Here is a 24,431-nt window from a genome sequence, read left to right on the forward strand (position 1 = left end):
GATGCGCATGGACCCGCACCTCCTGCGCACCTACGTCACCGTCGCCCGCCTCGCCTCCTTCTCCGAGGCCGCGCGCGAGCTCGGCTACACCCAGTCGGCGGTCTCCCAGCACATCGCCGCCCTCGAACAGGACCTCGGCGCGTCGCTGCTGACCCGCCGCCCGGTCGCGCCGACCGCGGCCGGCGAGCGGCTGCTCGAACACGCGGGCCCGCTGCTGCTGCGCCTGGACGCCGCCCGCGCCGACGTCGTACGGATGGCGTCCGCGCCGGAACACGGACTGACGCTGGCCGCAGCCCCCACCGCGCTCACCCCGCGCGCGGTCGCCGCCCTCCCGGCAGCCGGCGTGACCGTGTGCGTGCTGCCCCGCGACGACATCCCGGCCGCCGTCGCCACCGGCACGGCGGACCTCGGCCTGGTCGACGGCCTCGCCGCCCCCAACGACCCGCTGCGACTGCCGGACGTGGCACCCCTGATCACCCAGGGCGTGGCGGAGGAGCGTGTGAGCGTCCTGCTGCCGGCCGCGCACCCCCTGGCCGGCCGCCCCGGTCTGCGCCTGGCCGACCTCGCCGACGCCCGCTGGCTGGACGCCCCCGACGCGGCCCTGCCCCTGCCCCAGCTCCGCGCCGCGAACGGCGGCCACGGCTTCCGCCCCGCCCTGCGCTACGAGGGCACCGACGTCCGCACCCTCACCGCCCTGGCCGCCGCGGGCCACGGCCTGACCCTGCTGCCCGGCTCGGCGGCCGGCGGCGTACCGGGCACGGCAGCCGTCCCGCTCACCCACCCACGTGTCGTGCACCGGACGGAACTCCTGTACGCGGGCTCACCCACAGGGGCGGCGGCGACGCTGGTGACGGAGCTGGGCGCCCGCGGGTGACCTCGGGCGCTTCCTCGAGCCGCCCAAGGATTCCCGCCCTTGACCCACGGTCAGTCTCACTCGTTCGTGGCTCGTCGTGCGCCGGTGCGCCGGGTAGAGCTCCAGCCGGAGGCGAGACATGGAACAGACTGCGTTGCGTCCCAAGCCGATGCCCGGCCGGGACCCCGGTGGCGGCACCACGCCCGGCACCCCCACCCGGCGCCCGCATGCCGCGCGACGGCGAGCCCGACGGCTCAGGACGGCGCTGTTCGCGCTGTTCGTCGGGACCGTCCTGGTGATGACCGGCGTAGGCCTGGGCACGGTCGGTGCCACCGTGATCGGCATGAGCAGATTCGCCGATCTGCAGCACTGGGCGCAGCCCCGAGGAGGCCCGTCGGCCCACCCCGGCGCCTCGCCGCAGCCCACCGCCGCCACCGCGTCCCCGGCGCCCGCCGCCGCGACCCTGGGCCTGGAGGCCGTCGACGCCGAGAAGGCCGGCGCCCTGATCGTCGGCGTCCACGTCCCCGGCCCCGGCTACACGGCGGGTCTGGTCCGCGGCGACGTACTCCTGGCCTTCGACAGGACCCACATCGACACGGCCGCCGACCTCGCCCGAGCCGTCGCCCACGCCCACCCCGGCACCGAGGTCACCCTGACGATCCGTCACCGAAGCGGCGGCTACCAGCAGTTGACCGCCGTACCCGGTGTCGTCACATGACCACCGGAAGTGGGCATGTCACCCCGGGCGCGACGACCAGCGGCCGCCCGGCGAAGACGCCCGTGGCGGGTGAGGGAAGGCGGGCGGATGGCCGGCCCGTCGACCGCGGGATGCCCCGGCAGGGTCTTGCGGTACGGCGCCCGTGCGTTCACCAATGGACCACGAGGTCTAAGCACCAGTAATAATGCTTGGCGACCATCAATCCATTAACTCTGGAAAACCGCTGGTCCCCGTCCGCACCCCCGCGCCACGATGGCCCCCATGCTGAGCACCCTCCTCGCCTTCCTCGGCGCCTGTACGCTCATCGCCGCCTCGCCCGGCCCCAGCACCGTGTTGATCATCAAGCAGTCGCTGCGCAGCAGGCGTTCCGGCTTCCTGACGGTCCTCGGCAACGAGACAGGCGTGTTCACCTGGGGCGTCGTCGCCGCGTTCGGCCTGACCGCGCTGCTCGCGGCCTCCGAGGTGGCGTACGACGGGATGCGGATCGTCGGCGCGGTCGTCCTGGTCGGCTTCGGCGTCCAGGCGCTGCGGCGGGCGCGGCACGCCAAGGACGAGACCGCGGACGGCCGGGAGGACGGTGGGAAGGCCGGCTGGGCCGCCTACCGCGGCGGGCTGCTGATGAACCTCGCCAACCCCAAGGCGGCGATCTTCGCGATGTCCTTCCTGCCGCAGTTCGTGCCGGAAGGCGCCCCGCACCTGCCCACCATGATCGGACTGGCCGCGCTCTGGGCCGTCTACGAGGTGGGCTACTACGGCCTCTACGTGTGGTTCGTCGGCCGGATGCGGGCCGTCCTGTCGCGCGCCGGGGTGCGCCGGAGGCTGGAGCAGGTCTCCGGGGGCGTGCTGCTGCTCCTGGGCGTCCGCCTCGCCCTGGAGAGCTGACGCCATGGCCGCCACGGCGCCCGAAAGACCAGCGGACCGGTCGCGCGGCCCCTTCTGTACGGGCAGGATGCTGCCCGTAGTCCCTTGTGGTCCCTTCACCCGCCCCGGGAGGCCCGGATGACCGGCAGCACGCCCGCGCCCTTCACCGCCGACGACTACCGGGCCCGTATGGACCGCGCGGCGCGCGCGGCGGCCGACGCGGGGCTCGCCGGGCTCCTCGTGGCACCGGGCCCCGACCTGGTCTGGCTGACCGGCTACGCACCCACCGCGGCCACCGAACGCCTCACTCTCCTGGTCCTCGCCCACGGACGCGCCCCCGTCCTCGTCGTCCCCACCCTGGAGGCCCCCGACGCCGCGAAGGCGACCGGCGCCCCCGCCCTGCACCTGCGCGACTGGACCGACGGCAAGGACCCCTACGCCGCCACCGCCGCCCTCCTCGACGTGGACGGCCGCTTCGGCATCAGCGACAACGCCTGGGCGATGCATCTGCTCGGCCTTCAGCGGGCGCTGCCCGGCACCGGCTACGCCTCCCTCACCGAGGCCCTGCCGATGCTGCGCGCCGTCAAGGACGCGGCGGAACTGGAACTGATGGCGGCCGCGGGCGCGGCCGCCGACCGGGCGTTCGAGGAGATCCGGGAAGTTCCCTTCGCCGGCCGCAGGGAGTCCGACGTGGGCGCCGATCTCGCCGATCTGCTGCGGCAGTTCGGCCACTCCCAGGTCGACTTCACCATCGTCGCCTCGGGCCCGAACGGCGCCAACCCGCACCACGAGGTCGGCGACCGCGTCATCGAACGCGGCGACATGGTCGTCCTCGACTTCGGCGGCCTGAAGGACGGCTACGGCTCCGACACCTCCCGCACCGTCCACGTCGGCGAACCCACCGACGAGGAACGCCGGGTGCACGACCTCGTACGCGAGGCCCAGGAGGCCGGCTTCCAGGCGGTGAAACCCGGCGTCGCCTGCCAGGAGGTCGACCGGGCCGCCCGCGCGGTCATCGCGGACGCCGGGTACGGCGAGTACTTCATCCACCGCACCGGGCACGGCATCGGCGTCACCACGCACGAGCCGCCGTACATGATCGAGGGCGAGCGGCAGCCCCTCGTACCCGGCATGTGCTTCTCCGTGGAACCCGGGGTCTATCTGCCCGGCCGCTTCGGGGTGCGCATCGAGGACATCGTGACGGTCACCGAGGACGGCGGGCGCCGCCTCAACGACACCGACCGCGAGATGGTCATAGTGGACTGAGCGACGCAGCAGCCCCCGCACACCCCCGAGTGACAACGGCGCGACCATGACCCAGGCACCGACACCCACCGCGGACACCGTCCGCCGGCTGGTCAGTTCCCTGCTCAAGGAGGGCACAAGAGGCGGGGCCGGCGCCGCCGGACCCGAGGTGCGGCCCGTCGCCGAGGGCGGCGAGCACTCCACCTGGTGGGTCGGAAGCCGCCATGTCCTGCGGCTCGCCCCCGACCGCGAGGCCGCCCTGCGGCAGCACCGCGAGCTGCGCCTGCGCGACCTCGTGCGGCCGTATCTGCCGGTCGCCGTGCCGACCAGCGTCGCGCACGGCGAGTGGGCGCCCGGGCTGACGTACACGCTCGACACCAAGGTGCCCGGCGGCACGGCCGAGGAGCACGACGTGTCCGCCGTGGGCGAGGCCGACCTCGCGGCGCTGCTCACCGGGCTGCGCGACGTGCCCGCCCGGCAGGCCGAGACACTCGGCGCCCCGCGCACCGCCCCGCGCTCCCTGGAGGCCCTGCGCAAGGCCGCCGTGCGGGCCTCCGGGCGCCTGGCCGTGGCCGACGAGTTCGACTCGGCCCGACTCCACCAGCTCACCTCCCCGGCCGCCGTCCAGCTCGCCGCGCAGCCCGGCACCGCGGTCCTCGTGCACCACGACCTCAAGGGCGAACACCTCGTCGTCAGCGCCGACGGCCGGGTCCGCGGCGTCCTCGACTGGACCGACGCGGCCGTCGGCGACCCCGCCGAGGACATCGCCGGGCTCGCGATCGCCGTCGGCTCCCCGGCGGCCGTCCGCGCCGCCACCCTCGCGGGCTACGGCGCCCGACCCTGTCTGCGCGGCCTGTGGCTGGCCCGCTGCGACACGGTGATCCGACTGGCGGACCGCCTGGAGAGCCGTGGCACGGTCCCGCTGCTGCGGATGCAACTGCGCCGCGCCTGGGAGGCGATCCTGCTGGAGAGGGTGACGGAGTTCCGGGAGGACGACCTGGACGAGGAGCCGTAGGCAGGGGTACGTGACCGTTTGGGTGACCCCGGCTCAGCTCTGCAGCAGCACCACACTCGACTCCCCGGGCACATGCAGCACCCCGTCCGCCCCCGGCGCCTCCACCGGCTCCCACGCGGCCAGTACGCGCGCGTGGCGCGGCCCCAGGGGGATCGCCGCCGGCTCCTTCGCGAGGTTCACGGCGACGCGGACGTCCCCGCGCCGGAAGGCCAGCCAGCGCTCCTGCTCGTCGTAGGCCACCTTGGTGTCGGCGAGGTCCGGGTCGGTGAGGTCGGCCTGTTCGTGGCGGAGGGCGACGAGGCGGCGGTACCAGTCGAGCACGCGCGCGTGGGGCTCGCTCTCCGGCTCGGTCCAGTCGAGGCAGGAGCGGTCACGGGTGGCGGGGTCCTGCGGGTCGGGCACGTCCTCCTCGGCCCAGCCGTGCGCCGCGAACTCCCGCCGCCTGCCCCGTCGTACCGCCTCCGCGAGTTCCGGATCGGTGTGGTCGGTGAAGAACTGCCAGGGCGTCCTCGCCGCCCACTCCTCGCCCATGAACAGCATCGGGGTGAACGGCGCGGTGAGCGTGAGGGTCGCGGCACAGGCCAGGAGGCCGGGGGAGAGCGTCGCCGAAAGGCGGTCGCCCAGCGCCCGGTTGCCCACCTGGTCGTGGGTCTGGCTGTAGCCCAGGAGCCGGTGCGCGGCCACGCGTGTGCTGTCCAGGGGACGCCCGTGGTGTCGGCCCCGGAAGCTGGAGTACGTGCCGTCGTGGAAGTAGCCGCGTGTGAGGGTCCTGGCCACCGCGGCCAGCGGAGCGCGCGCGAAGTCGGCGTAGTAACCCTGGGATTCGCCGGTCAGCGCCGTGTGCAGGGCGTGGTGGAAGTCGTCGTTCCACTGCGCGTCCAGGCCGAAGCCGCCCTCCGCGCGCGAGGTGATGAGCCGCGGGTCGTTGAGATCGGATTCGGCGATCAGGAACAGCGCCCTGCCGAGATCGGCCGAGAGGGCGTCCACGGCCGTCGACAGCTCCTCCAGGAAGTGGCACGCGCGCGTGTCCGCCAGTGCGTGCACCGCGTCGAGCCGCAACCCGTCGATCCGGTAGTCCCGCAGCCATGCGAGGGCGCTCTCCAGCAGAAAGGCCCGCACTTCGTCCGACCCCGGCGCGTCCAGGTTCACGGCGGAACCCCACGGCGTGTGGTGCGTGTCCGTGAAGTACGGGCCGAACGCGGGCAGGTAGTTGCCCGACGGCCCCAGATGGTTGTGTACGACGTCCAGGACCACCCCCAGGCCGAGTTCGTGCGCCCGGTCGACGAACCGTTTCAGCGCCTCGGGGCCGCCATACGGCTCGTGCACGGCCCACAACGAGACGCCCTCGTACCCCCAGCCGTGCCGCCCGGGGAAGGGGCACAGGGGCATCAACTCGACGTGTGTGACGCCCAGTTCGACGAGGTGCCCGAGCCTGCCGGCGGCCGCGTCCAGGGTGCCCTCACGCGTGTACGTGCCCACGTGCAGCTCGTACAGCACCGCGCCCGTCAGCGGACGCCCGGCCCACTCGGTGTGCCACGCGTACCGCTCGTGGTCGACGACCGCGCTCAGCCCGTCCGGACCGTCCGGCTGTCGGCGCGAGCGCGGGTCCGGAAGCACCGGGCCGTCGTCCACGGCGAAGCCGTACCGGGAGCCGTCCCCTGCCTCCGCCTCGCCCCACCACCAACCCTCTCGCTCCGGATCGCGCTCCAACGCGTGCGTGGCGCCCTCGCACTGGAGGGTCACTCGGCCGGCCTGCGGTGCCCACACCTCGAACTGCACGGACGGTCCCCTTCGTCTGCTCACCGTGATGTAGCCCGTCCATGGTGCTTCAAACGAGATCAAATGGCTTTTGAATCTTCCCTTTTGCGGCGGGTGTCGTCAGGCACGCACGCGTGGCGGGCGTTTTCTCGTTTTCTGGACACCCGAGGTTCACTGACCGACAATCGCCAACGTGACGTCGTCTTTCGAGTTCAACACGTACCCCGCGCGGCTGTCCGACGCGGAGCGCGACAAGGCGCTGCAGGTGCTCCGTGACGGCGTCGCCATGGGCCGGCTGTCCCACGACACGTTCATCCGCCGCATGGAGCTGGCCCTCGCCGCCCGCCGCTCGGACGAGCTCGTCGCCCTCACCGCCGACCTGCCCCAGGAGAGCCGGCTCGCGCGCCTGGTGTTCGGCACCGTGGAGGCCGTCTCCGGATTCACCGTACGACTGCGCAGGGCCTGGCAGGCCGAACGCCTGCCCAAGCTGCTGCTGCCGCACCCGTCGGGCAGCCACCCGCTGCGGATCGGTCGGGATCCGGCCAACGGACTGCGCCTGACCCACGAGACGGTCTCGCGCGTGCACGCCGAGCTCAGCCGCCAGGGCGGTATGTGGGTGCTGCGGGACCTCGGCTCCACCAACGGCACCACGGTGAACGGGCGGCGGGTCATCGGCGCCGCCGTCGTCCGCGAGGGTGACCAGGTCGGCTTCGGGCGGATGTCCTTCCGGCTCGCCGTCGACTGAAGTGACTGAGCCCCGCCTTAGCTTTGGCCTGAGCATGACACGGCGTTGACCTGGTGTGATGGCTCAAATCCCTTTCCTCTCTGCGGTGTTGACGTACCCGTCAACTCGTGACTGACTGTGCGTACGCCATGTACGTCAGGTGAACCGACGGCACCGCATTGTGGAGGTGTGCCCTGCCGCCCCTCCTCCGCTACCCGACCGTCGACGAACTCGGCGCGCGGGCCGCAGCGCTCGTCGCCCGCCGTCCCCGGGACGCCCGTCTGCGCCGCGTCGGCACCTCGCGCGCGGGCGCGCCCATGTGGCTGCTTTCCGTCGGTCACGGCAGTCGCCAGGCCCTCGTCGTCGCCGGTCCGCACGCCAACGAACCCGTCGGCGGCGCCACCGTGCTGCGCCTGGCCGAACGTGCCCTGGCCGACCCGCGGTTCACCGAGGGCAGCGACGCCACCTGGAACCTGCTGCTCTCCCTCGACCCCGACGGACTGCGCCGCAACGAGGGCTGGCTGAAGGGCCCGTACACCCTCGGCCGCTACTTCCGGAACTTCTTCCGGCCCGGCTTCCTCGAACAGCCCGAATGGCTGCCCGACGGTGCGGCGGGCGCCGCGCTGCCGGAGACCCGCACCCTGCTCGACCTCCAGGACGAACTGCGGCCCTTCCTGCAGTGCTCGCTGCACGGCGTCGACGTCGGCGGCGGCTTCGTCGAGCTCACCCACGACCTGCCGGGCATCGCCCAGCGGGTCGCCCACACCGCCGCCCGCCTCGGCATCCCGCGCGAGCTCGGCCCCTACGACACCCTGTACTGGCCGAGCCTGGGCCCCGCCGTCTACCGCATCCCGCCGCCCCGCGTCGGCGACCTGGCAGCCGCCATCACCGAGGCCGCCGTCGAGTCGACCTGGTACCACCCCTACCGGCACGGCACGGTGACGGCGATCGTCGAGGCGCCCATGTGGGGCGTGGCGGCCGTGGAGGACGGCTCCCCGCCCGCGGACGCCGCCGGCCTGCTGCGCACCGTCAGCCACGGCCTGCGCCACGACACGCGGCTCCTGGAGCAGCTCCTGGCGCGGATCCGACCGCACCTGGCGGACGTGCCGGACGCGGCCCGTCTGCTCGCCCCGGTGGACGACTATTTACTGGTCTGCCCCGGGCTGGCCGACGCGTGGGACCCCGACGTCGCCGACGGGGCACGCCCGCTGCCGCCGATGAGCACCGCCCACCTGGCCGCCCTGCGCATCGCCGGCCGGCGGCTCGTGCTGCGCACGGCGGGGCTGCTGCACCAGCTGGTCAGGGGCGCCGGACGCGATCCGGCGGGGGTTATGCCGGACCTGGACCGGCTCGTCGACGAGTGGTGCCTCGACTACCGCGACGGCTGCGGGGCGCGCTGGATACCCGTCGCGCGCCAGGTCGAGTACCAGTCCGGGGTGGTGCTCGCCGCGTTCGAACTCGCCGGGCAGTACGCGCCCGCGTGCTCCCGTTCGGGTGAGTCGGGCTGGGGTTCCGAGGCCGCCGTGCCGATGCATCTGGAATGACGATCAGCACCACAGCGAAAGCGGTACGGGGCGGGCTGCTCGCGGCCGCCCTCCTTGTCACCGGCGCCGCCCCGGCGCAGGCGGCGGCCGAGGCCGCCCTCCCGATCTCGGGCAACTACCTCTATCTGACGGTCACCCCGGGTGACGCCCGCTCCAGCGGAACCCGCGGCACCCTGCTCCTGTGCGACCTGCCCCAGAGACACAGGCACGCGGCCGACGCCTGCGCGGAACTGACGAGGGTGAACGGCGACATCGCCGCCCTCCCGGCGAAGGACGTCTTCTGCCCGATGGTCTACGCACCGGTGACTGTCCGGGCGCACGGGAGGTGGGGCGGCCGACAGGTCGAGTACGCGCAGACCTTCGCCAACGGGTGTGTGATGGCGGCGCGCACAGGGTCGGTGTTCACGCTCGACGGCTGACGGACCGGGCTACGGCGGTGAGCTGCACGCGCGTGTACGGGACGAGGACTCGGCACGCGCGTGTGCCGTGCGCGCTCCCGCACGCGTGCGTGCGGCTCGGTTCCTCAGGCCGCCCTGTCGCGCGCGTGCAGCGCCGCCGCGACGACCGTGCGGGACTGGTGCTCGACCTGGTGCTCCAGAGGGACCCAGCGGGCGCGGAAGCGTTCCGCGAAAGCGTCGCTCCATGTGGCCACGAGGCGTTCCAGGCGCGGGGCCGCGCGGTCGTCGGTCTCCTGGAGGACCCGCAGCAGCATCGCCGCCGACCGTAACGGCAGCCGGCGGCCGAACGCGTCCACGCTGCCGACGTACGCCATCGTGTTGTCGGCGGGAGGCGTGTGCATCCAGTCCGCGGCCAGCCCCGGCACCAGCTCCAGCGCCCACCTCGCCGCCCGCAGCAGCGGCCCGTCGACGCCCTCCAGCCGCGGCAGCGCGTCGACGAGCACCCGCTCCACCTCCAGCCCGTCCCGCAGCAGCCGGCGCGCGAGCCGTCGTATCGCCGCGGCCGGGGCGGGATGCGGCGCCGGGTCGTCCACCAGATCGCTCGCCCACATCGGCACCTCCACCACGGCCGTCAGCCCGCCGTAGCGGTGGGTGTGGTACCAGGTGCTCTGCCGGGCGTCGTCCGGCATGCTCGGGTACGCCGCGCCCGCCCCCGGCGAGGGCATCACATGCACCCCGGGCCCGGACGCCGACCAGCCCGCGGCGTCCGAGGCACCCGTCTCCACCGGGATGTGCAGCTCCGCCGCGGACTTGGCGAACGGCTCGGCGAGACCAGGTATGTCCTTCGTCAACTGCACCCAGCTGCCGCCCAGATCCGTCCCGTGCAGCGTCACCTGGAGGTAGGGGCGCAGCTCGTCGATGACCCGGGTCAGGGCCTGCGTCTCCGGCGGCAGCCGGTCGGGCGGCAGCACGGCCGGCGACCACTCCGGCTGCTCCTCGGCGGCCGGCCGGAAGAAGCCGAGGTGGTAGTCGAGCAGACTGCGCGGCGCCGGGGTGACGTGCAGGCTCGCGCCGTCCGGGTCCGCGCACAGCAGGAAGTGCCAGGACGTGTCGGTGCGCAGCTCCCGTTCGCGCAGCACCCGTTCGGCGAGCGCGAGGAGGGTCGGTCCGCCGGTCGGCTCGTTGGCGTGGGCGCCGGCGACGACCAGCACGGCACGGCGGGCGGGCCCCACGGACAGCAGGTGGAGGGGTCTGCCCGCGCGGGAGACACCCACTTGCCTCAGTGTGCACAGACCGGGCCGGTGGGCGGCCAACGCCCTCGCGGACGAGAAGAGTTGGGTCACGGTGGGGTAGCGCAGCTCCGGCAGGAGACTCACCCCCGTCACATCCGCCCGGCTTCGCAATCCGCAGTACCCCACGGTCTCCGGCAACTGTCAAGGTCACGACGGGGGAGGCTCCAGGGGGCGCCCAGATGCATTTACCGTCAGCCGGAAGGGATGTTGCTGCCTGCGGGGGCGCGGAGGCAGTACGGGTGGGGGCGCGGGCCCCGGCGCTCACTGCTGGTGCAGCCCGCGCCCTGCCAGCGTCAGAAACGCCTCGCCGACCGCCTCCGACAGCGTCGGGTGCGCATGGACGTGCCGGGCCACGTCCGAAGGGTACGCGTCCCAGCCGACGACCAGCTGGCTCTCGGCGACCATCTCGGACACGTGCGGGCCCACCAGATGCACGCCGAGCACCCGCCCGCCGCCGGTCTCGGCGACGACCTTCACCATCCCGCCCTGCCCGTGCACCATGCCCTTCGCGACGGCCGTGAGCGGCATGGTGTTGACGTCCACCTCGTGCCCACGCGCGCGTGCCTCCGCCTCGCTCACTCCGACGGCCGCGGTCTGCGGCGACGAGTACGTCACCCTCGGCACGGTTGCGTAGTCCACCGGCACGGAGGGCACCCCGGCCAGGGTCTCCGCCACCAGCAGCCCCTCCGCGAACGACGCGTGCGCCAGGCCGAGCGACGGCGGTGGCAGCAGGTCGCCCACCACGTGGATGCCGGGCACGGCCGTCTCCAGCCGCGCCCAGTCCGCCGGTACGACGAAGCCCCGCGGGTCCGTCGTGAGCCCCGCGGCGGCCAGGTCGAGGCCGTCGGTGACCGGTGCCCGTCCGACCGCCACCAGCAGCCGCTGCGCCTCGACCGTACGGGTCTCGCCGCGAGCCGTACGCACGCGTGCGCGTACGCCGTCATCGAGCACCTCGGCATCCAGCAGCCGGGCACCCGTCCGCACATCGATACCGCGCTTCTTCAGCCCCCGCGTCAAGTGACGGCTCACGTCCGCGTCCTCCAGCGGCACGATCCGGTCGGCGGCCTCCACAAGGGTGACCTCCGCGCCCATGGACCGGTGGAACGAGGCGTACTCGACGCCGATCGCACCCCCGCCGAGCACCAGAACGGATGCCGGAAGCACGGGCGCGAACAACGCGTCGTCACTCGTCACCACACGCCGACCGTCCGGTTCGAGCCCCGGGAGCGTGCGCGGACGCGAGCCGGTCGCAAGGACGACGCCACGGCGCGCGATGAGGTCGTGCACGCCGGGCGCGAAGCTTTCGAATGAGCCCTCAACGCGCATCGAGCGCTGCCCAGTCAGCCTCGCGCTCCCTCGCACGACGCGCACGCCGGCGTGCGCGAGATGCGCCTCCACGCCCCGGTGGTTGCGCGTCACGATGCCGTCGCGCGTGGCGACCAGCGCCGGCCAGTCCACGGCGTCCAGGCTCGCCTTCACCCCCCACCGCTCGCGCGCCTCGGCGATCCCGTCGACGAGTTCGGCGGCGTGCAGCATCGCCTTGCTGGGGATGCAGCCGCGGTGCAGACAGGTCCCGCCGACCTTGTCGCGCTCGACGAGGACGACGTCGAGGCCGAGGGCGGCGGCGCGCAGGGCGGTGCTGTACCCGCCGGTGCCGCCGCCGACGACGATGACGTCCGCGGTGCTCAAGTCCCTTGTGCCGTCCGTGTCTTTCATGGCTCCACCCTCTGCCCGCTGCTTGCCATAAGTCCAAGGCAATGTTCTTGTGGAACCGATGCAGGATGTTTATGGACAGGGAGCGGGATGAGTCTGCGGCAGATGGAGTACTTCCTGGCGGTCGTCGACGAGGCGTCCTTCACGCGCGCGGCCGAGCTGCTGCACGTCTCCCAGCCCGCGCTCTCGCACCAGATCAAGGCCCTGGAGCGTTCGGTCGGCGGCGCGCTCCTGGAGCGCATGCCGCGCGGGGTGCGTCTCACGCCGATGGGCCGCGCCTTCCGGCCGCACGCCGAACGCGCCGTCCGCAGCGCCGCCCAGGCCCGTCGTGCGGCTCGTGCCGCGTCCGGAGCCGAGGGCGGCGAGCTGCACGTGGCCGCCGTCCACTCGGTCGCGGTCGGTGTCCTCCCGGACGTCTTCGCCCGCTGGCGCGCCGCCCACCCCAAGGTCCTGCTGCACCTGCACGAGTACGCCACCACCCAGGCCCTGGAGGAGGAGGTCGAGCGCGGCACCGCGGACCTCGCCGTCGGCCCCGCCCCGGCGGACTGGCCCGGCACGGTCGTGCCCGTCGGTGAGGAGGAGGCGGTGCTCGTGGTCCCGTTCGACGACCGTTTCGCGGGCCGTACGACGGTGACGCTGCCCGAACTCGCCGACCGCCACTGGATCCGCTGCGCCATGGAACCCGTCGTGCACGGCGAGCGCTTCCTCGACCGGGCCTGTGCGCGCGTCGGCTTCCAGCCGCGTACCGCCGTCTGGACCGAGCACACGTCGACGGCCGTACGCATGGCGGCCGCCGGAGTCGGGGTGTGCGTCGCGCCCTCGCACATCGTGCGCGGAGCGGTCGGCGAGGACTGCGCCGTCCTCTCGCACGACCCGCCCTGGAGCCGCGGCATGACGGTCTTCGCCCGTGTGCCGCCGGCCGGTGCCGCGGAGGCCTTCGTGGACCTGCTGCGGGCCGCGTGGCCGGGGCCGGGAGCGCCTGCCTCACTCGTACAGGCGTAGCGGCGCACCCGCCCCACTCGCGGGCTCAGTCTTCGTCGACCCGCTCCAGCAGCACCACCGGCAGCCGTCCGAAAAGCTCCTGCACGCGTGCGTGCCCTGCGAACTCCCGCTCCGGAGCCATTACGTCGGACCAGCGCCCCGGCGGCAACGGCAGCAGCGTGTCACGCCAGCCGCCCGCCTCCGCGAGCCGCAGCGACAGCCGGGTCACCGCCGTGACGACCTCGCCGGACCGGGCGAACGCCGCACAGTGGGCCGCCGCCGGGCCTTCGGCCGTGAGCGGCGCGTACGTGGCCGCGTCCCCGAAGGCGCCGGGCCGCCGCGCGCGCAGCCCCAGCGCGGCCGCCGTGAGCGCCCCCTTGTCGCCGGCGTTGTCGGGCGGGAACGGCACCGGCCGCCGGTTGTCCGGATCGACGAGCGCCAAGTACTCGCCCTCGGTGCCCTGGTAGACGTCCGGCACGCCCGGCATCGTCAGATGGACCAGCGCCGTGCCCAGCGCGTTGGCCCGGATGTGCGGCTCCAACGCGCTCCGCAGGGCCACGACGTGCTCGCCCTGCGCCCCGCACGGCCCCGCCGCGACGAACGCGGCCACGGCCTCCTCGTAGGCGGGCTCCTGCTCCGTCCAGCTGGTGAACAGCCCCGCCTCGCGCACATGCTTGAGCAGCGCCTGCCCCACCCGCTCCCCGTCCGCGGCGCCGAGCCCGAACACCGTCTGCCAGGCCGCCCAGCCCACCTGCGGATCGGGCACGTCCTCCCCGTCGCGGGTCACCTCCGCCAGGACCTCCGCCCATCGCCCGGGGCACTCGGTGAGCACGGCCAGCGCCGCCCGTACATCGGCACTGCGCTTGGTGTCGTGCGTCGAGACGACCGTGCCCGTCGCCGGCCAGTCGCGCTGCACGCGCGCGCAGTACGCGTGGAAGTCCTCCGGGGACACCGCCGGGCTCCCCGGGTTGCCGCCCACCTCGTTCGCCGACAGCAGCGGGACGTAGCGGTAGTACGCCGTGTCCTCCACGGACTTGGCGCGCAGCGCTGAGGCGGTCTGCGCGAACCGGGCCCGGAACTCCACATGGTCGGGCCCGGCGCCGTACCGCCCCAGCACCAGGTCGCGCACCACGTCGACCGCGCCGGCCTCCTCCGGGACGACGAAGGCGCGCCGGGCCTCCGCCGCGGCCTCCTCGGTGACGACCAGGGAGGCGTCACCGGAGGCATAGGGCCGGTAGACCTCCAGCCGGACCAGGAGCTCCTGGAGCGCCGTGCGCAGCGCCCAGGGGGCACGGTCGCGCAGGGCCGGGTCCGGGGCGGTGGCGCACACCCTGCCCGCCACCCGGGTCAGCCGGTCCATCTCGGTGGCCAGCTCGTGCGTGAGCACCTTGTACGCCGCTCTGCGCACCGTCGCCGCCCAGTCGCCGCCGCGGTCCGTCTGCGGGGCCGCGAACCGCCGGTACTGGCCGAGGAGTTCGCCGACCCCCGCCGGGTCGGCGAAGAGCCCGTCGACGTGCCGCAGGGCGTCGTAGCCCGTGGTGCCCGCGACGGGCCAGGAGGCCGGCAGGGGCTCCCCGTCCGCGAGGATCTTCTCGACGACCGTCCAACGGCCGCCACTGGCCTCGTGCAGCCGCGCCAGGTACGCGTCGGGGTCGGCGAGCCCGTCCGGGTGGTCGACCCGCAGCCCGTCGACGACACCCTCGCGGAGCAGCTGAAGGATCTTCGCGTGCGTGGCCTCGAACACCTCCGGGTCCTCGACCCGCACCCCGATCAGCTCCGAGATGCTGAAGAAACGCCGGTAGTTGAGCTCGGTCCGGGCCAGCCGCCACCACACGGGGCGGTACCACTGCGCGTCCAGCAGCCGCGGCAGCGGCAAGTCCTCGGTGCCCTCCCGCAACGGGAACGCATGGTCGTAGTAGCGCAGTACGTCGCCGTCGACCCGCAGCTCGCCGATCACCGAGCCGAGCGGGCCGCCCAGCACCGGCAGCAGCACCTGGCCGCCCTGCGCCTCCCAGTCGATGTCGAACCAGCGCGCGTACGGCGACTTCGGACCCTCCCGAAGCACCTCCCACAGGGCGCGGTTGTGCCGCGGGGACATGGCCATGTGGTTCGGCACGATGTCGACGACCAGACCGAGACCGTGCTCCCGCGCGGTCCGCGCCAGCGCGCGCAGACCCTCCTCGCCGCCCAGTTCCTCGCGCACGCGTGCGTGGTCGACGACGTCATAGCCGTGCGCCGAGCCGGGGACGGCCTCCAGGACGGGGGACAGGTGCAGATGCGAGACGCCGAGCGAGGCCAGGTACGGCACGGCCGCCGCCGCGGCCCCGAACGGGAACTCGGGCTGCAGCTGCAGCCGGTAGGTGGCCGTGGGCACCAAGGGGTCGGGTCGCTCAGGTGTCATGCAAACCTACGTACCCGCCCTGCCGCCCTTCGTGTCATCGCACCCGCCACGCGTGCACGCACGCGTGGCCGGCTTCGAGCGATGGGGAGCACGGGACGAACGTATGGAGACGTCATCGGACCGACCGGGCCGCCGCTGCCGGGGGTGTCCTTCCTGGGGCGGCCGGCGACGGCCACGATCCGGTTCGCAGCGTGCTGCTCGTCGCCCGCACGAGCGGCTCATTGACTGCCGCGGGCCTGACCGGCGGCCGGCGACGCCGGGCTTCTCGCTCGTCAACGCGCTCGCGATCGGCGTACTGATGAGGGGCGCGCTCGCGGGACTGTCCCCCCGTGCCGGCAGCTCTCGGGAGCGGTGGCGGGTGCGACCGTGCCGCTGATCGGCCCCCTGGGCCGCACGCGCCTTGTCGCGCTGGCCCACCCTGAGTATGCGCCGACCGACGCCGCGCTCCTTGTCGGCATCTGCGGCGTGGGCGCCCTGCACCCGACGGCCGTGGCGACACGGCCCGGTTCCGTCGCAGTGCCCGCGGGAGGACGATCCCGTTCCGTCCCGACGCCGACGAAGCGACGATCCGGCCGCGTCGCGACGCTCCCGACACGACGGCCCGGTCCCGTCCCGACGCCCCAGCCCCGCCCGAGCCACGACCCGCACGCATGCCGCCCGCCCTCGCATCCCTCGCTCCGTCCACCCCCTCCGCCCGGCCCTCGCCCTCCAGGGCGCGATGTTCGGCGCATGCCAATCAGGCATCACGGCACTCGCGGAACGCCTCGGCCCATCGGACCAGGCCGGCCTCGTCTACGCCGCCGTGGGCGTGATGAGCGCCGTGGCGGGGCTCTCCATGGCCGCCGTGCCCGCCCGCGTCGCCCACGACCCGCTGGCGGACGGCGACCGCGGCCGCGTTCCTGCTCTCCCCGCCCCTCCTCCGGACGGACAGCCACGGGTGCCCTGTACGCCGTCGTCACCGTCCTGGGCGTCGCCTACGCCCCGCATCTGATCACCGTCTTCGGGCTCATCGAGCGCGTCGCACCGCCCACACGGCTCGCCGAGGCGATGACGTTCACGACGAGTGCGATCGTCGGCGGGCAGGCCCTCGCCGACACCGGCCGTCTCACCGAGTCCTACGGCCCCGTCGCGCTGACGGCGCGCGCGAAGTCGTACGGCGGCCCCGCCACCGAAACCATCCTCCACGCGCGCGGGCCCGACCAGCGGACGCAGCAGCCGAGCGCCTCCGCCTAGACCGGCCGCTGCAGCACCGCCAGACTCCGGTCCACCAGCGTCAGCCGGTCACCGGCCGCCACCTTCGGGCCCTCGCCGGGCGGCACGCCGTCCGCGCGGGCGGTGTCGACGACCACCTGCCACTGCCGGCCGTGGTTGACCGGCACCACGAAGTCCAGCGTCTTCGGCGAGGCGTTGAACATCAGCAGGAACGAGTCGTCGGTGATCCGCTCCCCACGGGAGCCGGGCTCGGAGATCGCGTTGCCGTTGAGGAACACCGACAGCGCCGAGGCCGGCGCCGAATCCCAGTCCCGCTGGGTCATCTCGTTGCCCTCGGGAGTGAACCAGGCGATGTCCGACAGCTCGTCGTGGGTGCCCTCCACCGGCCGTCCGTGGAAGAAGCGGCGGCGGCGGAAGACGGGATGGTCCTTGCGCAGCCACACCATCGCGCGCGTGAAGGCCAGCAACTGGCTGTCCTCCGTGTCGGCGTCCAGCCACTTCACCCAGGCCAGCTCGTTGTCCTGGCAGTACGCGTTGTTGTTGCCGCTCTGGGTGCGCGCGAACTCGTCGCCGTGGCTGATCATCGGCACGCCCTGGGACAGCATCAGCGTGGCCACGAAGTTCCGCATCTGGCGCGCCCGCAGCGTCAGCACCTCGGAGTCGTCGGTCTCGCCCTCCGCCCCGCAGTTCCAGGACCGGTTGTGGCTCTCGCCGTCCCGGTTGTCCTCGCCGTTGGCCCGGTTGCGCTTGTTGTTGTACGACACCAGGTCGTGCAGGGTGAAGCCGTCGTGGCAGGTCACGAAGTTGATCGAGGCCAGCGGGCGGCGGCCGTCGTCCTGGTAGAGGTCCGAGGAGCCGGTCAGCCGGGACGCGAACTCCGCGAGCGCGCGCTGCTCGCCGCGCCACATGTCCCGCACGGTGTCGCGGTACTTTCCGTTCCACTCGGTCCACAACGGCGGGAAGTTGCCCACCTGGTACCCGCCCTCGCCCACGTCCCACGGCTCGGCGATCAGCTTCACCTGGGAGACCACCGGGTCCTGCTGCACCAGGTCGAAGAACGACGACAGCCGGTCCACCTCGTGGAACTGCCGCGCAAGGGTGGCCGCCAGGTCGAAGCGGAAGCCGTCGACGTGCATCTCGGTGACCCAGTAGCGCAGCGAGTCCATGATCAGCTGCAGGACGTGCGGGGACCGCATCAGCAGGGAGTTCCCGGTGCCGGTGGTGTCCATGTAGTAGCGGGGGTCGTCCGTGAGGCGGTAGTACGAGGCGTTGTCGAGGCCCTTGAAGGACAGCGTCGGGCCCAGGTGGTTGCCTTCGGCCGTGTGGTTGTAGACGACGTCGAGGATGACCTCGATGCCGGCCTCGTGCAGCGCCCGCACCGCCGACTTGAACTCCAGGACCTGCTGGCCGCGGTCGCCCCAGGAGGCGTACGCGTTGTGCGGGGCGAAGAAGCCGATGGTGTTGTAGCCCCAGTAGTTGTTCAGGCCCATGTCGACCAGCCGGTGGTCGTTCACGAACTGGTGGACCGGCATCAGCTCCAGCGTCGTCACGCCGAGCTCCACCAGGTGCTCGATGATCACGGGGTGCGCGAGCGCCGCATATGTGCCGCGCAGCTCCTCCGGCAGCCCCGGGTGCCGCATGGTGAGGCCCTTGACATGGGCCTCGTAGATCACCGTCTCGTGGTAGCCGCGCCGGGGCCGGCGGTCGTCGCCCCAGTCGAAGTACGGGTTGACCACGACCGACGTCATCGTGTGCGGCGCCGAGTCCAGGTCGTTGCGCCTGTCGGGGGCGTCGAAGTGGTAGCCGTAGACCTCCTCGCCCCAGCGGATGGAGCCGCTGATCGCGCGCGCGTACGGGTCGAGCAGCAGCTTCGCCGAGTTGCAGCGCTGGCCGCGACCGGGGTCGTACGGGCCGTGCGCCCGGAAGCCGTAGCGCTGTCCCGGCATGATGCCGGGCACGTACGCGTGCCGTACGAACGCGTCGCTCTCGCGCAGTTCCACCGCCGTCTCCGAGCCGTCGTCGTGCAGCAGACACAGCTCTACTCGGTCCGCGGCCTCCGTGAAGACCGCGAAGTTGGTGCCGGCGCCGTCGTACGTGGCACCGAGCGGATACGCCTCGCCAGGCCAGACCTGCATGGACACGACTCTTTCAGGTGGAGCAAGCCCCGGGGGGCGCCTTGACGTCGAGTCTCCCCGAAAGTGATGGAACCACCTATGACTTACGTCCCTCTTACCGATCGACCAACCACTGGGGCAAACACGTACTCCCGAGAATGAAGGGGGAGTAGGGGGAAGATGTGCGCAAGATAGTGCACCGCCATCTGGGAAAGGTGGTGGCCGGTGCGGCCATAGCGGTGGCCGGGACCGCTGTGATGGTCGGAATCACCCTGCCGGGGACGGCGGGGGCCGACGAAACGGGAGGAACCGGGGCGGGGACCCAGGCCCAGCAGGCGGGCCAGGCCGGGGCCGCCCGGCCGGGCGTCGTCGAGTCGGCGCCCGCCGACGGCGACAAGGGCAAGGGCACCGACCCGCTCACCGACGACGAGACGAAGCGGGCCGAGCAGATCGCCGCCAACCGGCAGCTGCTCACCTCCGCCGAGAACGTGGACGGGAAGCGCGGTCCGCAGCGCCTGACCGTCGATCTCGCCGACCCGGAGAACGACGAGACGGACGACCCGAACCCGCCGCGGCGCGCCGATGTGACGTTCTACGACTACAAGAACGACACCTTCGTCACCAGGACCGTCAACCTCGACACCGGCAAGGTCGAGGAGACCGGCGTCCAGCACGGCGTGCAGCCGCCGCTGAGCCGTGCCGAGAACGCCGAGGCGGCCGCGCTGCTGATCGCCGACCCGCTCGGCGCGGGCCTGAAGGCCGACTACAAGGACGCGACCGGCAGGGAGCTCACCTCCCCGGACCAGCTGCTGCTGAACGGCGCGGTCTACCGGGCCACTCCGGGCGCCCAGCCCGCCGTACTCGACAAGTGCGGCGAACACCGGTGCGTGCGGCTGTTCCCGAAGGTGAAGAACGGCCCCTGGATCGACGCGCGGTCGATCATCGTCGACCTCAGCGCCCGCAAGGTCGCCCAGCTGAAGCGCGGCTGAGCCCGCCCTCCATCCACTTTTCCCGCTTACTCCTCCGGTAAGGGAGTCACTTCGTCATGCCCACCACCAGAACGAGTCGTGCACGCACGCGTGCGGCCGTCGGTCTCTCGGTGGCCGCGCTCGCCGTCGGCGCGACCACCGGCGCCGGACCGGCCGCCGCCCAGCCGAAGACCGCCGCCGCGGCCGCCGCCGGGTGCAGCACCAATTACAAGATCGAGCAGAAGCTCTCCAGCGGCACCACCTGGCGGATGTGCTGGCGCTACGACAGCAAGGCCGGGCTCGTCCTCGACGACGTCTCCTACCAGCCCAAGGGCGAGGCCCAGCCGATCAAGGTCCTCAACAGCGCCCGGCTCGCCCAGATCGACGTCCCCTACGACGACGGCAGCGTCGAGTACGACGACCTCACCGGCTTCGGCTTCGCCCAGGGCCTGGTGAACCTGGCGCCCGGCGAGTGCCCCGGCGGCACCATCAAGTCCGTCAAGGTGCCCGATTCCTGGGACCCGGCCCACCCGAACGTCAACGGCCTGTGCACCACCACGCGCTCGCGCGGGCACGCCTACCGCATGCAGGGCGACACCGCGAACAAGGTCTACCAGGCGCAGGGCAAGGACCTCCTCGTCTACACGGTCAACCAGGTCGGCTGGTACGAGTACATGACCGAGTGGCGATTCCAGGACGACGGCACGATCAACATGAACGTCGGCGCCACCGGAAGCCTCTCCTACGACGACTACGACGCCGGCGACGGCCGCGGCTGGCCGATCGGCAAGGGCGCCACGGCCTCCGCCACCAGCCACAGCCACAACGTCTTCTGGCGCCTCGACTTCGGCCTCGACGGCTCCTCCAAGACGAAGATCGAGCAGTACGACTCGGCCGTCAGCGCGCCCGTGCACGGCCAGGAGGCGCCGACCAACAAGACCACCCGCACCAAGGTCACCAAGGAACTCGCGGGCGACGCCAAGACCTACCGCTGGTGGCGGGTGGTCAGCGCGACCGGCAAGAACAAGGACGGGCACGCGCGCTCGTACGAGATCGTCCCCGGGCCCACCACCAGGTACCCGGGCCGCAGCTTCACCAAGCACGACGTGTACTTCACCGAGTACAACAAGTGCGAGCAGTTCGCCAGCAACAACACCGGCAACTGCCCCGCCGGAGCGGGCAAGACCGTCGACAAGTGGGTGAACGGCCAGACCCTCACCCATCCGATCGTCTGGATGAACGTGGGCTTCCACCACATACCCCGGGACGAGGACCAGCAGCCCATGCCGGTCCACTGGCAGGGCTTCTCGATCGCCCCCAGGGACGTCACCGCTATGAATCCGCTCACTCCGGACGAGCTCGCCTGGCAGAACGGCCACTGGCGACCGCGTAGTTGAGAAACGACCCTGTCCATCCGGCTGCATCGCCGACCGGTCCCGGAGTACCCTTCCTTGATCGTTGACACGGGGAGAGCTCGGGGGAGCGGAAGGCGGTGCTCGGGTGGGGTCGGGAGGGCTGGAGTTGCCCCCTGGTGACGAGGGTCACGAGGGGAACTCCCCAGACGTCCCGCCCGGCACGGTGTCCCTGGCGAGGCCCATGGAGACGAGTTCCATCGGGCCGGAGCTGGACTGGGACGCCGACGCCTGGCGTGAGGTGCGTACGCGCGCTCAGCGAGCCGGCCGGGCCTACATCTGGCTGAACCTCGTCGAACAGCGGCTGCGGGCGGTCGTGGCCGCTGTTCTGCGTCCCATCTACGAACCCGTCCACGGGGACGAGTGGGTGATCGCGGCAGCCGGACCGGCCGGCCAGGAGTGGGTGCAGCGCGCGGTCGCCGTGCGCGAAGTCAGCCGCCGCAAGGGCTACTTGCTCGACCCGGCCGACGACAACGTCCTCAGCTTCCTCACCCTGCCCCAACTGCGCGAGCTGATGGTGCAGCACTGGCCCTGCTTCGAGCCGTACGTCGACGACCGCCGCGACGTCGAACTCGCCCTGGACGAGCTGGAGGTGACCCGCAATGTCGTCTCCCGCAACCGCGCCCTGTCCGAGGCCGTCCTGAACCAGGCCGAGCGGGCCTCGGCCAAGCTGCTGGACGTGCTCGCCGCGGGCGGCGACGTGCCGTCCTCGCGCCGGCTGCCCGTGGACGCGGTGGAGGACCTGGTCGGCGACCGGTACGCCGACGTGGTCGCCGTGCACCCCGACCGGGTGCGGCTGCTGCGCCAGTTCCCCGCCGAGGACATCTTCGGCGGCGCCCGCCGCCTGGACGCCGTCGGCATCGGCCTCAACCTGCTCGTGCAGAACTTCTCCGGCCGCCGCCTGGTCCGCCTCGCCGAGGCCGGCTGCCGGGTCCGGCTGCTGTTCCTCAACCCGGCCTCCAGCGCGGTCAAGCGCCGCGAGCGCGAACTCGGCATGAAGCGGGGCGAGTTGAGCCGCGCGGTCGAGATGAACATCCTCCACATGCGCCGGGTCCGGTCCCGGTTGCGCGACCCGGGCGCCTTCGAGATCCAGGTCTACGACGAGACCCCACGCTTCACCGCGTACCTCGTGGACGGCGACGGCTCGGACGGCATAGCGGTCGTGCAGTCCTATCTGCGCAGGTCCCGCGGTATGGAGGCGCCGGTCCTCGTCCTGCGCAACGACAACCGCGTGGTCAAGCCGGACGAATCCGATACGGGGGTCGACAACGGTCTCTTCCCGACATACCGCGAGGAGTTCGAGACGGCCTGGGCGGATTCGCGCCCGGTGTCCTGAACTATCCGGGGCCGGTAAGCGGAACGCGGTCCTCTGATTGTCAGTGGCCCATGGGAAGGTGGAGACCACTGGGGGAAAGCACCACCAAGAAGGGGGACCGCCCATGGGCTGGCACCGGGAGCTGCTGATCGGCTTCGACCTGGAGACGACCGGGACCGATCCGCGCGAGGCGCGCATCGTCACGGGGGCCGTGATCGAAGTCAGGGACGGGCAGGCCATAGGGCACAGGGAGTGGCTGGCGGATCCGGGCGTCGAGATCCCGGCGGACGCGGTGGCCGTGCACGGGATCAGCAACGAGCGCGCGGCCGCCGAGGGCCGCCCCGCCGACCAGGTGGCGGAAGCCATCGCGGACGTCCTCACCGGCTACTGGAAGACAGGCGTCCCGGTCGTCGCCTACAACGCCGCCTTCGACCTGAGCCTGCTCTCCGCCGAACTGCGCCGCCACGGACTCCCGTCCCTCCGCGACCGCCTGGGCGGCCTCGACCCCGCCCCGGTCATCGACCCGTACACCATCGACCGCTGGGTCGACCGCTACCGCCGCGGCAAGCGCAACCTCGAAGCGGTCTGCACGGAGTACGGCGTCCCCCTCGACGCCGCCCACAACGCCTCGGCCGATGCCCTCGCCGCGGCCGGCCTGGCCTGCGCGATAGCCGCCCGTCACCCCAAGATCGCGGCCCTCGGCCCGGCGGAACTGCACCGCCGCCAGATCGAGTGGTACGCGGAATGGGCTGCGGACTTCCAGAGCTTCCTGCGTCGCAAGGGAGACGCGACCGCCGTGGTGGACGGAACATGGCCACTACGGGAGCTGACGGACGAGCCGGTCTGAGGAGCAGCGGCCGGTGACCACGCCGACGAGCCATCGGGCGGGCCGCCTCTGACGTACGGCGCCGGTGCGGCGACGAGTTCGCTCAAACGACCGTCGGCGTCGTGGCCCGCCCTCGGACATCCGATGCGTGCTGTACGTCGGTCTCGTGCTGGGCCGCCGCACGGTGGGCCCGTTCCACGGCCTGCCCCCAGTACGTGCCGGCGACCATCAGGGCCGCGCCGAGGCCGGTGAGCGGGGTGAGGTGCTCGCCGCCGAAGGCGATGCCGACGGCGACGGCCCAGACCGGCTCCGTGCCCAGTAGCAGGCTCGCCCGGCTGGCGGAGGTCCGCTGCACGGCCCACGTCTGGACGAGAAAGGCGAACACACTGCAGAACAGGGCGAGATAGAGCAGCTGAGCCCAGGTCCCGCCGTCGGCCCGGGCGAGCGTCGGCAGGCCGAGCACGCCCGCCGGCAGGAACAGCACCGTGCCGACGAGGGTCTGCACGGTCGTCAGATGCAGCGGCCGGACGGCCCGCCGCGCCGTGAGCCGTCCGACGAGCGCGACATGCACCGCCCGTACCAGAGCGGCGCCCAGCATCAGCAGGTCGCCGAGGCGCGGGGCGTGAAAGCCGTTGCCGGACATCAGCAGCCCGACGGCCAGGACGCACACACCGGCGGCGGCGAAGAAGACGGGAGGCAGCCCGCCGTGCCTGCCGCCACGGTCGAGGAGAGGGGTGAGCACGATGGTGAGGCTGATGATCAGCCCCGCGTTCGCGGCACTGGTGTGGGCGACGCCGTACGTCTCCACGACCAGCACCGCGGCCTGCGTCACCCCCAGAGGCACACCGGCCCGCAACTCGTCACGGGTCCACCGACGCGGCCCGCGACCGGCGGCGACGAGCCCGAGACAGGCGAGTGCCGAGAGCGCGTACCGCGCGAAGAGCACCAGCAGCACAGGCAGGACAGAGGTGGCCGTCTGGGCGGACAGATAGCTCGAACCCCAGACGACGGCGACAAGGAGGAGTACCGCATCGGTACGGCGCATTGTGGACACCCGCCCACAGTGCACCGACCACGACCC

At 72.7% G+C, this 24,431-nt stretch carries 21 protein-coding genes; 15 read left to right on the plus strand and 6 right to left on the minus strand.

Annotated elements, in window-relative coordinates:
- Positions 1-7 precede the first annotated feature (7 nt).
- The 5 genes from ACWC09_RS20495 to ACWC09_RS20515 all read left to right on the plus strand — a co-directional run bounded on the left by ACWC09_RS20495 (position 8) and on the right by ACWC09_RS20515 (position 4,692).
- Entirely contained in the window at positions 8-874 is an 867-nt protein-coding gene (locus ACWC09_RS20495) for a LysR family transcriptional regulator (RefSeq protein WP_450851977.1), read from the plus strand.
- A 118-nt stretch (positions 875-992) separates the two neighbouring features.
- Positions 993-1,571: a PDZ domain-containing protein gene (locus ACWC09_RS20500; RefSeq protein WP_450851978.1), complete on the plus strand. Its 579-nt coding sequence runs from the start codon at positions 993-995 to the stop codon at positions 1,569-1,571.
- A 261-nt stretch (positions 1,572-1,832) separates the two neighbouring features.
- Positions 1,833-2,453, plus strand: coding sequence for a LysE family translocator (locus ACWC09_RS20505; protein ID WP_450851979.1), 621 nt, complete (start codon positions 1,833-1,835; stop codon positions 2,451-2,453).
- Positions 2,454-2,570: 117 nt separating this feature from the next.
- Positions 2,571-3,698: an aminopeptidase P family protein gene (locus ACWC09_RS20510; RefSeq protein ID WP_450851980.1), complete on the plus strand. Its 1,128-nt coding sequence runs from the start codon at positions 2,571-2,573 to the stop codon at positions 3,696-3,698.
- A gap of 46 nt (positions 3,699-3,744) precedes the next feature.
- Positions 3,745-4,692, plus strand: coding sequence for an aminoglycoside phosphotransferase family protein (locus ACWC09_RS20515; RefSeq protein ID WP_450851981.1), 948 nt, complete (start codon positions 3,745-3,747; stop codon positions 4,690-4,692).
- A 33-nt stretch (positions 4,693-4,725) separates the two neighbouring features.
- Here the strand turns inward: ACWC09_RS20515 and treZ are convergent, their stop codons facing one another.
- Positions 4,726-6,471 carry a malto-oligosyltrehalose trehalohydrolase gene (treZ, locus tag ACWC09_RS20520; RefSeq protein ID WP_450851982.1) on the minus strand — a complete coding sequence of 582 codons (1,746 nt, stop codon included), beginning with the start codon at positions 6,469-6,471 and terminating at the stop codon, positions 4,726-4,728.
- Positions 6,472-6,643: 172 nt separating this feature from the next.
- Here treZ and ACWC09_RS20525 point away from each other — a divergent pair, with 172 nt between their 5' ends.
- The 3 genes from ACWC09_RS20525 to ACWC09_RS20535 all read left to right on the plus strand — a co-directional run bounded on the left by ACWC09_RS20525 (position 6,644) and on the right by ACWC09_RS20535 (position 9,137).
- Positions 6,644-7,195 carry an FHA domain-containing protein gene (locus tag ACWC09_RS20525; RefSeq protein ID WP_450851983.1) on the plus strand — a complete coding sequence of 184 codons (552 nt, stop codon included), beginning with the start codon at positions 6,644-6,646 and terminating at the stop codon, positions 7,193-7,195.
- 158 nt (positions 7,196-7,353) lie between these two features.
- The gene (locus ACWC09_RS20530) at positions 7,354-8,718 is read left to right on the plus strand and encodes a M14 family zinc carboxypeptidase (protein WP_450851984.1); all 1,365 of its coding nucleotides are present in this window, start codon (positions 7,354-7,356) and stop codon (positions 8,716-8,718) included.
- The gene (locus ACWC09_RS20535; protein WP_450851985.1) at positions 8,715-9,137 is read left to right on the plus strand and encodes an SSI family serine proteinase inhibitor; all 423 of its coding nucleotides are present in this window, start codon (positions 8,715-8,717) and stop codon (positions 9,135-9,137) included. Before ACWC09_RS20530 ends, ACWC09_RS20535 begins: the two co-directional genes overlap by 4 nt.
- Positions 9,138-9,241: 104 nt before the next feature.
- On the opposite strand, the gene ACWC09_RS20540 is transcribed toward ACWC09_RS20535, so the two are convergent.
- Both ACWC09_RS20540 and lpdA read right to left on the minus strand, forming a co-directional pair.
- Complete coding sequence (locus tag ACWC09_RS20540) at positions 9,242-10,492, minus strand: M14 family zinc carboxypeptidase (RefSeq protein WP_450851986.1); 1,251 nt, start codon at positions 10,490-10,492, stop codon at positions 9,242-9,244.
- Positions 10,493-10,669: 177 nt separating this feature from the next.
- On the minus strand, positions 10,670-12,124 hold the full coding sequence (gene lpdA / locus ACWC09_RS20545) for a dihydrolipoyl dehydrogenase (RefSeq protein WP_450851987.1): 1,455 nt from the start codon (positions 12,122-12,124) through the stop codon (positions 10,670-10,672).
- Positions 12,125-12,211: 87 nt separating this feature from the next.
- Between lpdA and ACWC09_RS20550 the strand changes: the two genes are divergently transcribed.
- Positions 12,212-13,123, plus strand: coding sequence for a LysR family transcriptional regulator (locus tag ACWC09_RS20550; protein ID WP_450851988.1), 912 nt, complete (start codon positions 12,212-12,214; stop codon positions 13,121-13,123).
- A gap of 25 nt (positions 13,124-13,148) precedes the next feature.
- Here ACWC09_RS20550 and treY read toward each other — a convergent pair whose 3' ends face one another.
- Positions 13,149-15,503: a malto-oligosyltrehalose synthase gene (treY, locus tag ACWC09_RS20555; protein WP_450851989.1), complete on the minus strand. Its 2,355-nt coding sequence runs from the start codon at positions 15,501-15,503 to the stop codon at positions 13,149-13,151.
- Between the two features lie 718 nt (positions 15,504-16,221).
- Here treY and ACWC09_RS20560 point away from each other — a divergent pair.
- On the plus strand, positions 16,222-16,494 hold the full coding sequence (locus tag ACWC09_RS20560) for a hypothetical protein (protein ID WP_450851990.1): 273 nt from the start codon (positions 16,222-16,224) through the stop codon (positions 16,492-16,494).
- 56 nt (positions 16,495-16,550) lie between these two features.
- On the plus strand, positions 16,551-16,736 hold the full coding sequence (locus ACWC09_RS20565; RefSeq protein ID WP_450851991.1) for a hypothetical protein: 186 nt from the start codon (positions 16,551-16,553) through the stop codon (positions 16,734-16,736).
- On the opposite strand, the gene glgX is transcribed toward ACWC09_RS20565, so the two are convergent.
- On the minus strand, positions 16,733-18,850 hold the full coding sequence (gene glgX, locus ACWC09_RS20570; protein WP_450851992.1) for a glycogen debranching protein GlgX: 2,118 nt from the start codon (positions 18,848-18,850) through the stop codon (positions 16,733-16,735). The two genes, ACWC09_RS20565 and glgX, sit on opposite strands and share 4 nt — an antisense overlap.
- Before the next feature lie 161 nt (positions 18,851-19,011).
- Between glgX and ACWC09_RS20575 the strand changes: the two genes are divergently transcribed.
- From ACWC09_RS20575 to ACWC09_RS20590, 4 genes are all read left to right on the plus strand, one after another.
- The gene (locus ACWC09_RS20575) at positions 19,012-19,818 is read left to right on the plus strand and encodes a Tat pathway signal sequence domain protein (RefSeq protein WP_450851993.1); all 807 of its coding nucleotides are present in this window, start codon (positions 19,012-19,014) and stop codon (positions 19,816-19,818) included.
- Between the two features lie 56 nt (positions 19,819-19,874).
- Positions 19,875-21,194: a copper amine oxidase gene (locus ACWC09_RS20580; protein WP_450851994.1), complete on the plus strand. Its 1,320-nt coding sequence runs from the start codon at positions 19,875-19,877 to the stop codon at positions 21,192-21,194.
- 103 nt (positions 21,195-21,297) lie between these two features.
- The gene (locus ACWC09_RS20585) at positions 21,298-22,545 is read left to right on the plus strand and encodes an SAV2148 family HEPN domain-containing protein (protein ID WP_450851995.1); all 1,248 of its coding nucleotides are present in this window, start codon (positions 21,298-21,300) and stop codon (positions 22,543-22,545) included.
- Positions 22,546-22,648: 103 nt separating this feature from the next.
- Positions 22,649-23,371, plus strand: coding sequence for an exonuclease domain-containing protein (locus ACWC09_RS20590; RefSeq protein WP_450851996.1), 723 nt, complete (start codon positions 22,649-22,651; stop codon positions 23,369-23,371).
- An 82-nt stretch (positions 23,372-23,453) separates the two neighbouring features.
- On the opposite strand, the gene ACWC09_RS20595 is transcribed toward ACWC09_RS20590, so the two are convergent.
- The gene (locus ACWC09_RS20595; protein WP_450851997.1) at positions 23,454-24,404 is read right to left on the minus strand and encodes a DMT family transporter; all 951 of its coding nucleotides are present in this window, start codon (positions 24,402-24,404) and stop codon (positions 23,454-23,456) included.
- Between the last annotated feature and the right edge of the window lie 27 nt (positions 24,405-24,431).

The organism is Streptomyces sp. NPDC001617 (assembly GCF_053596855.1).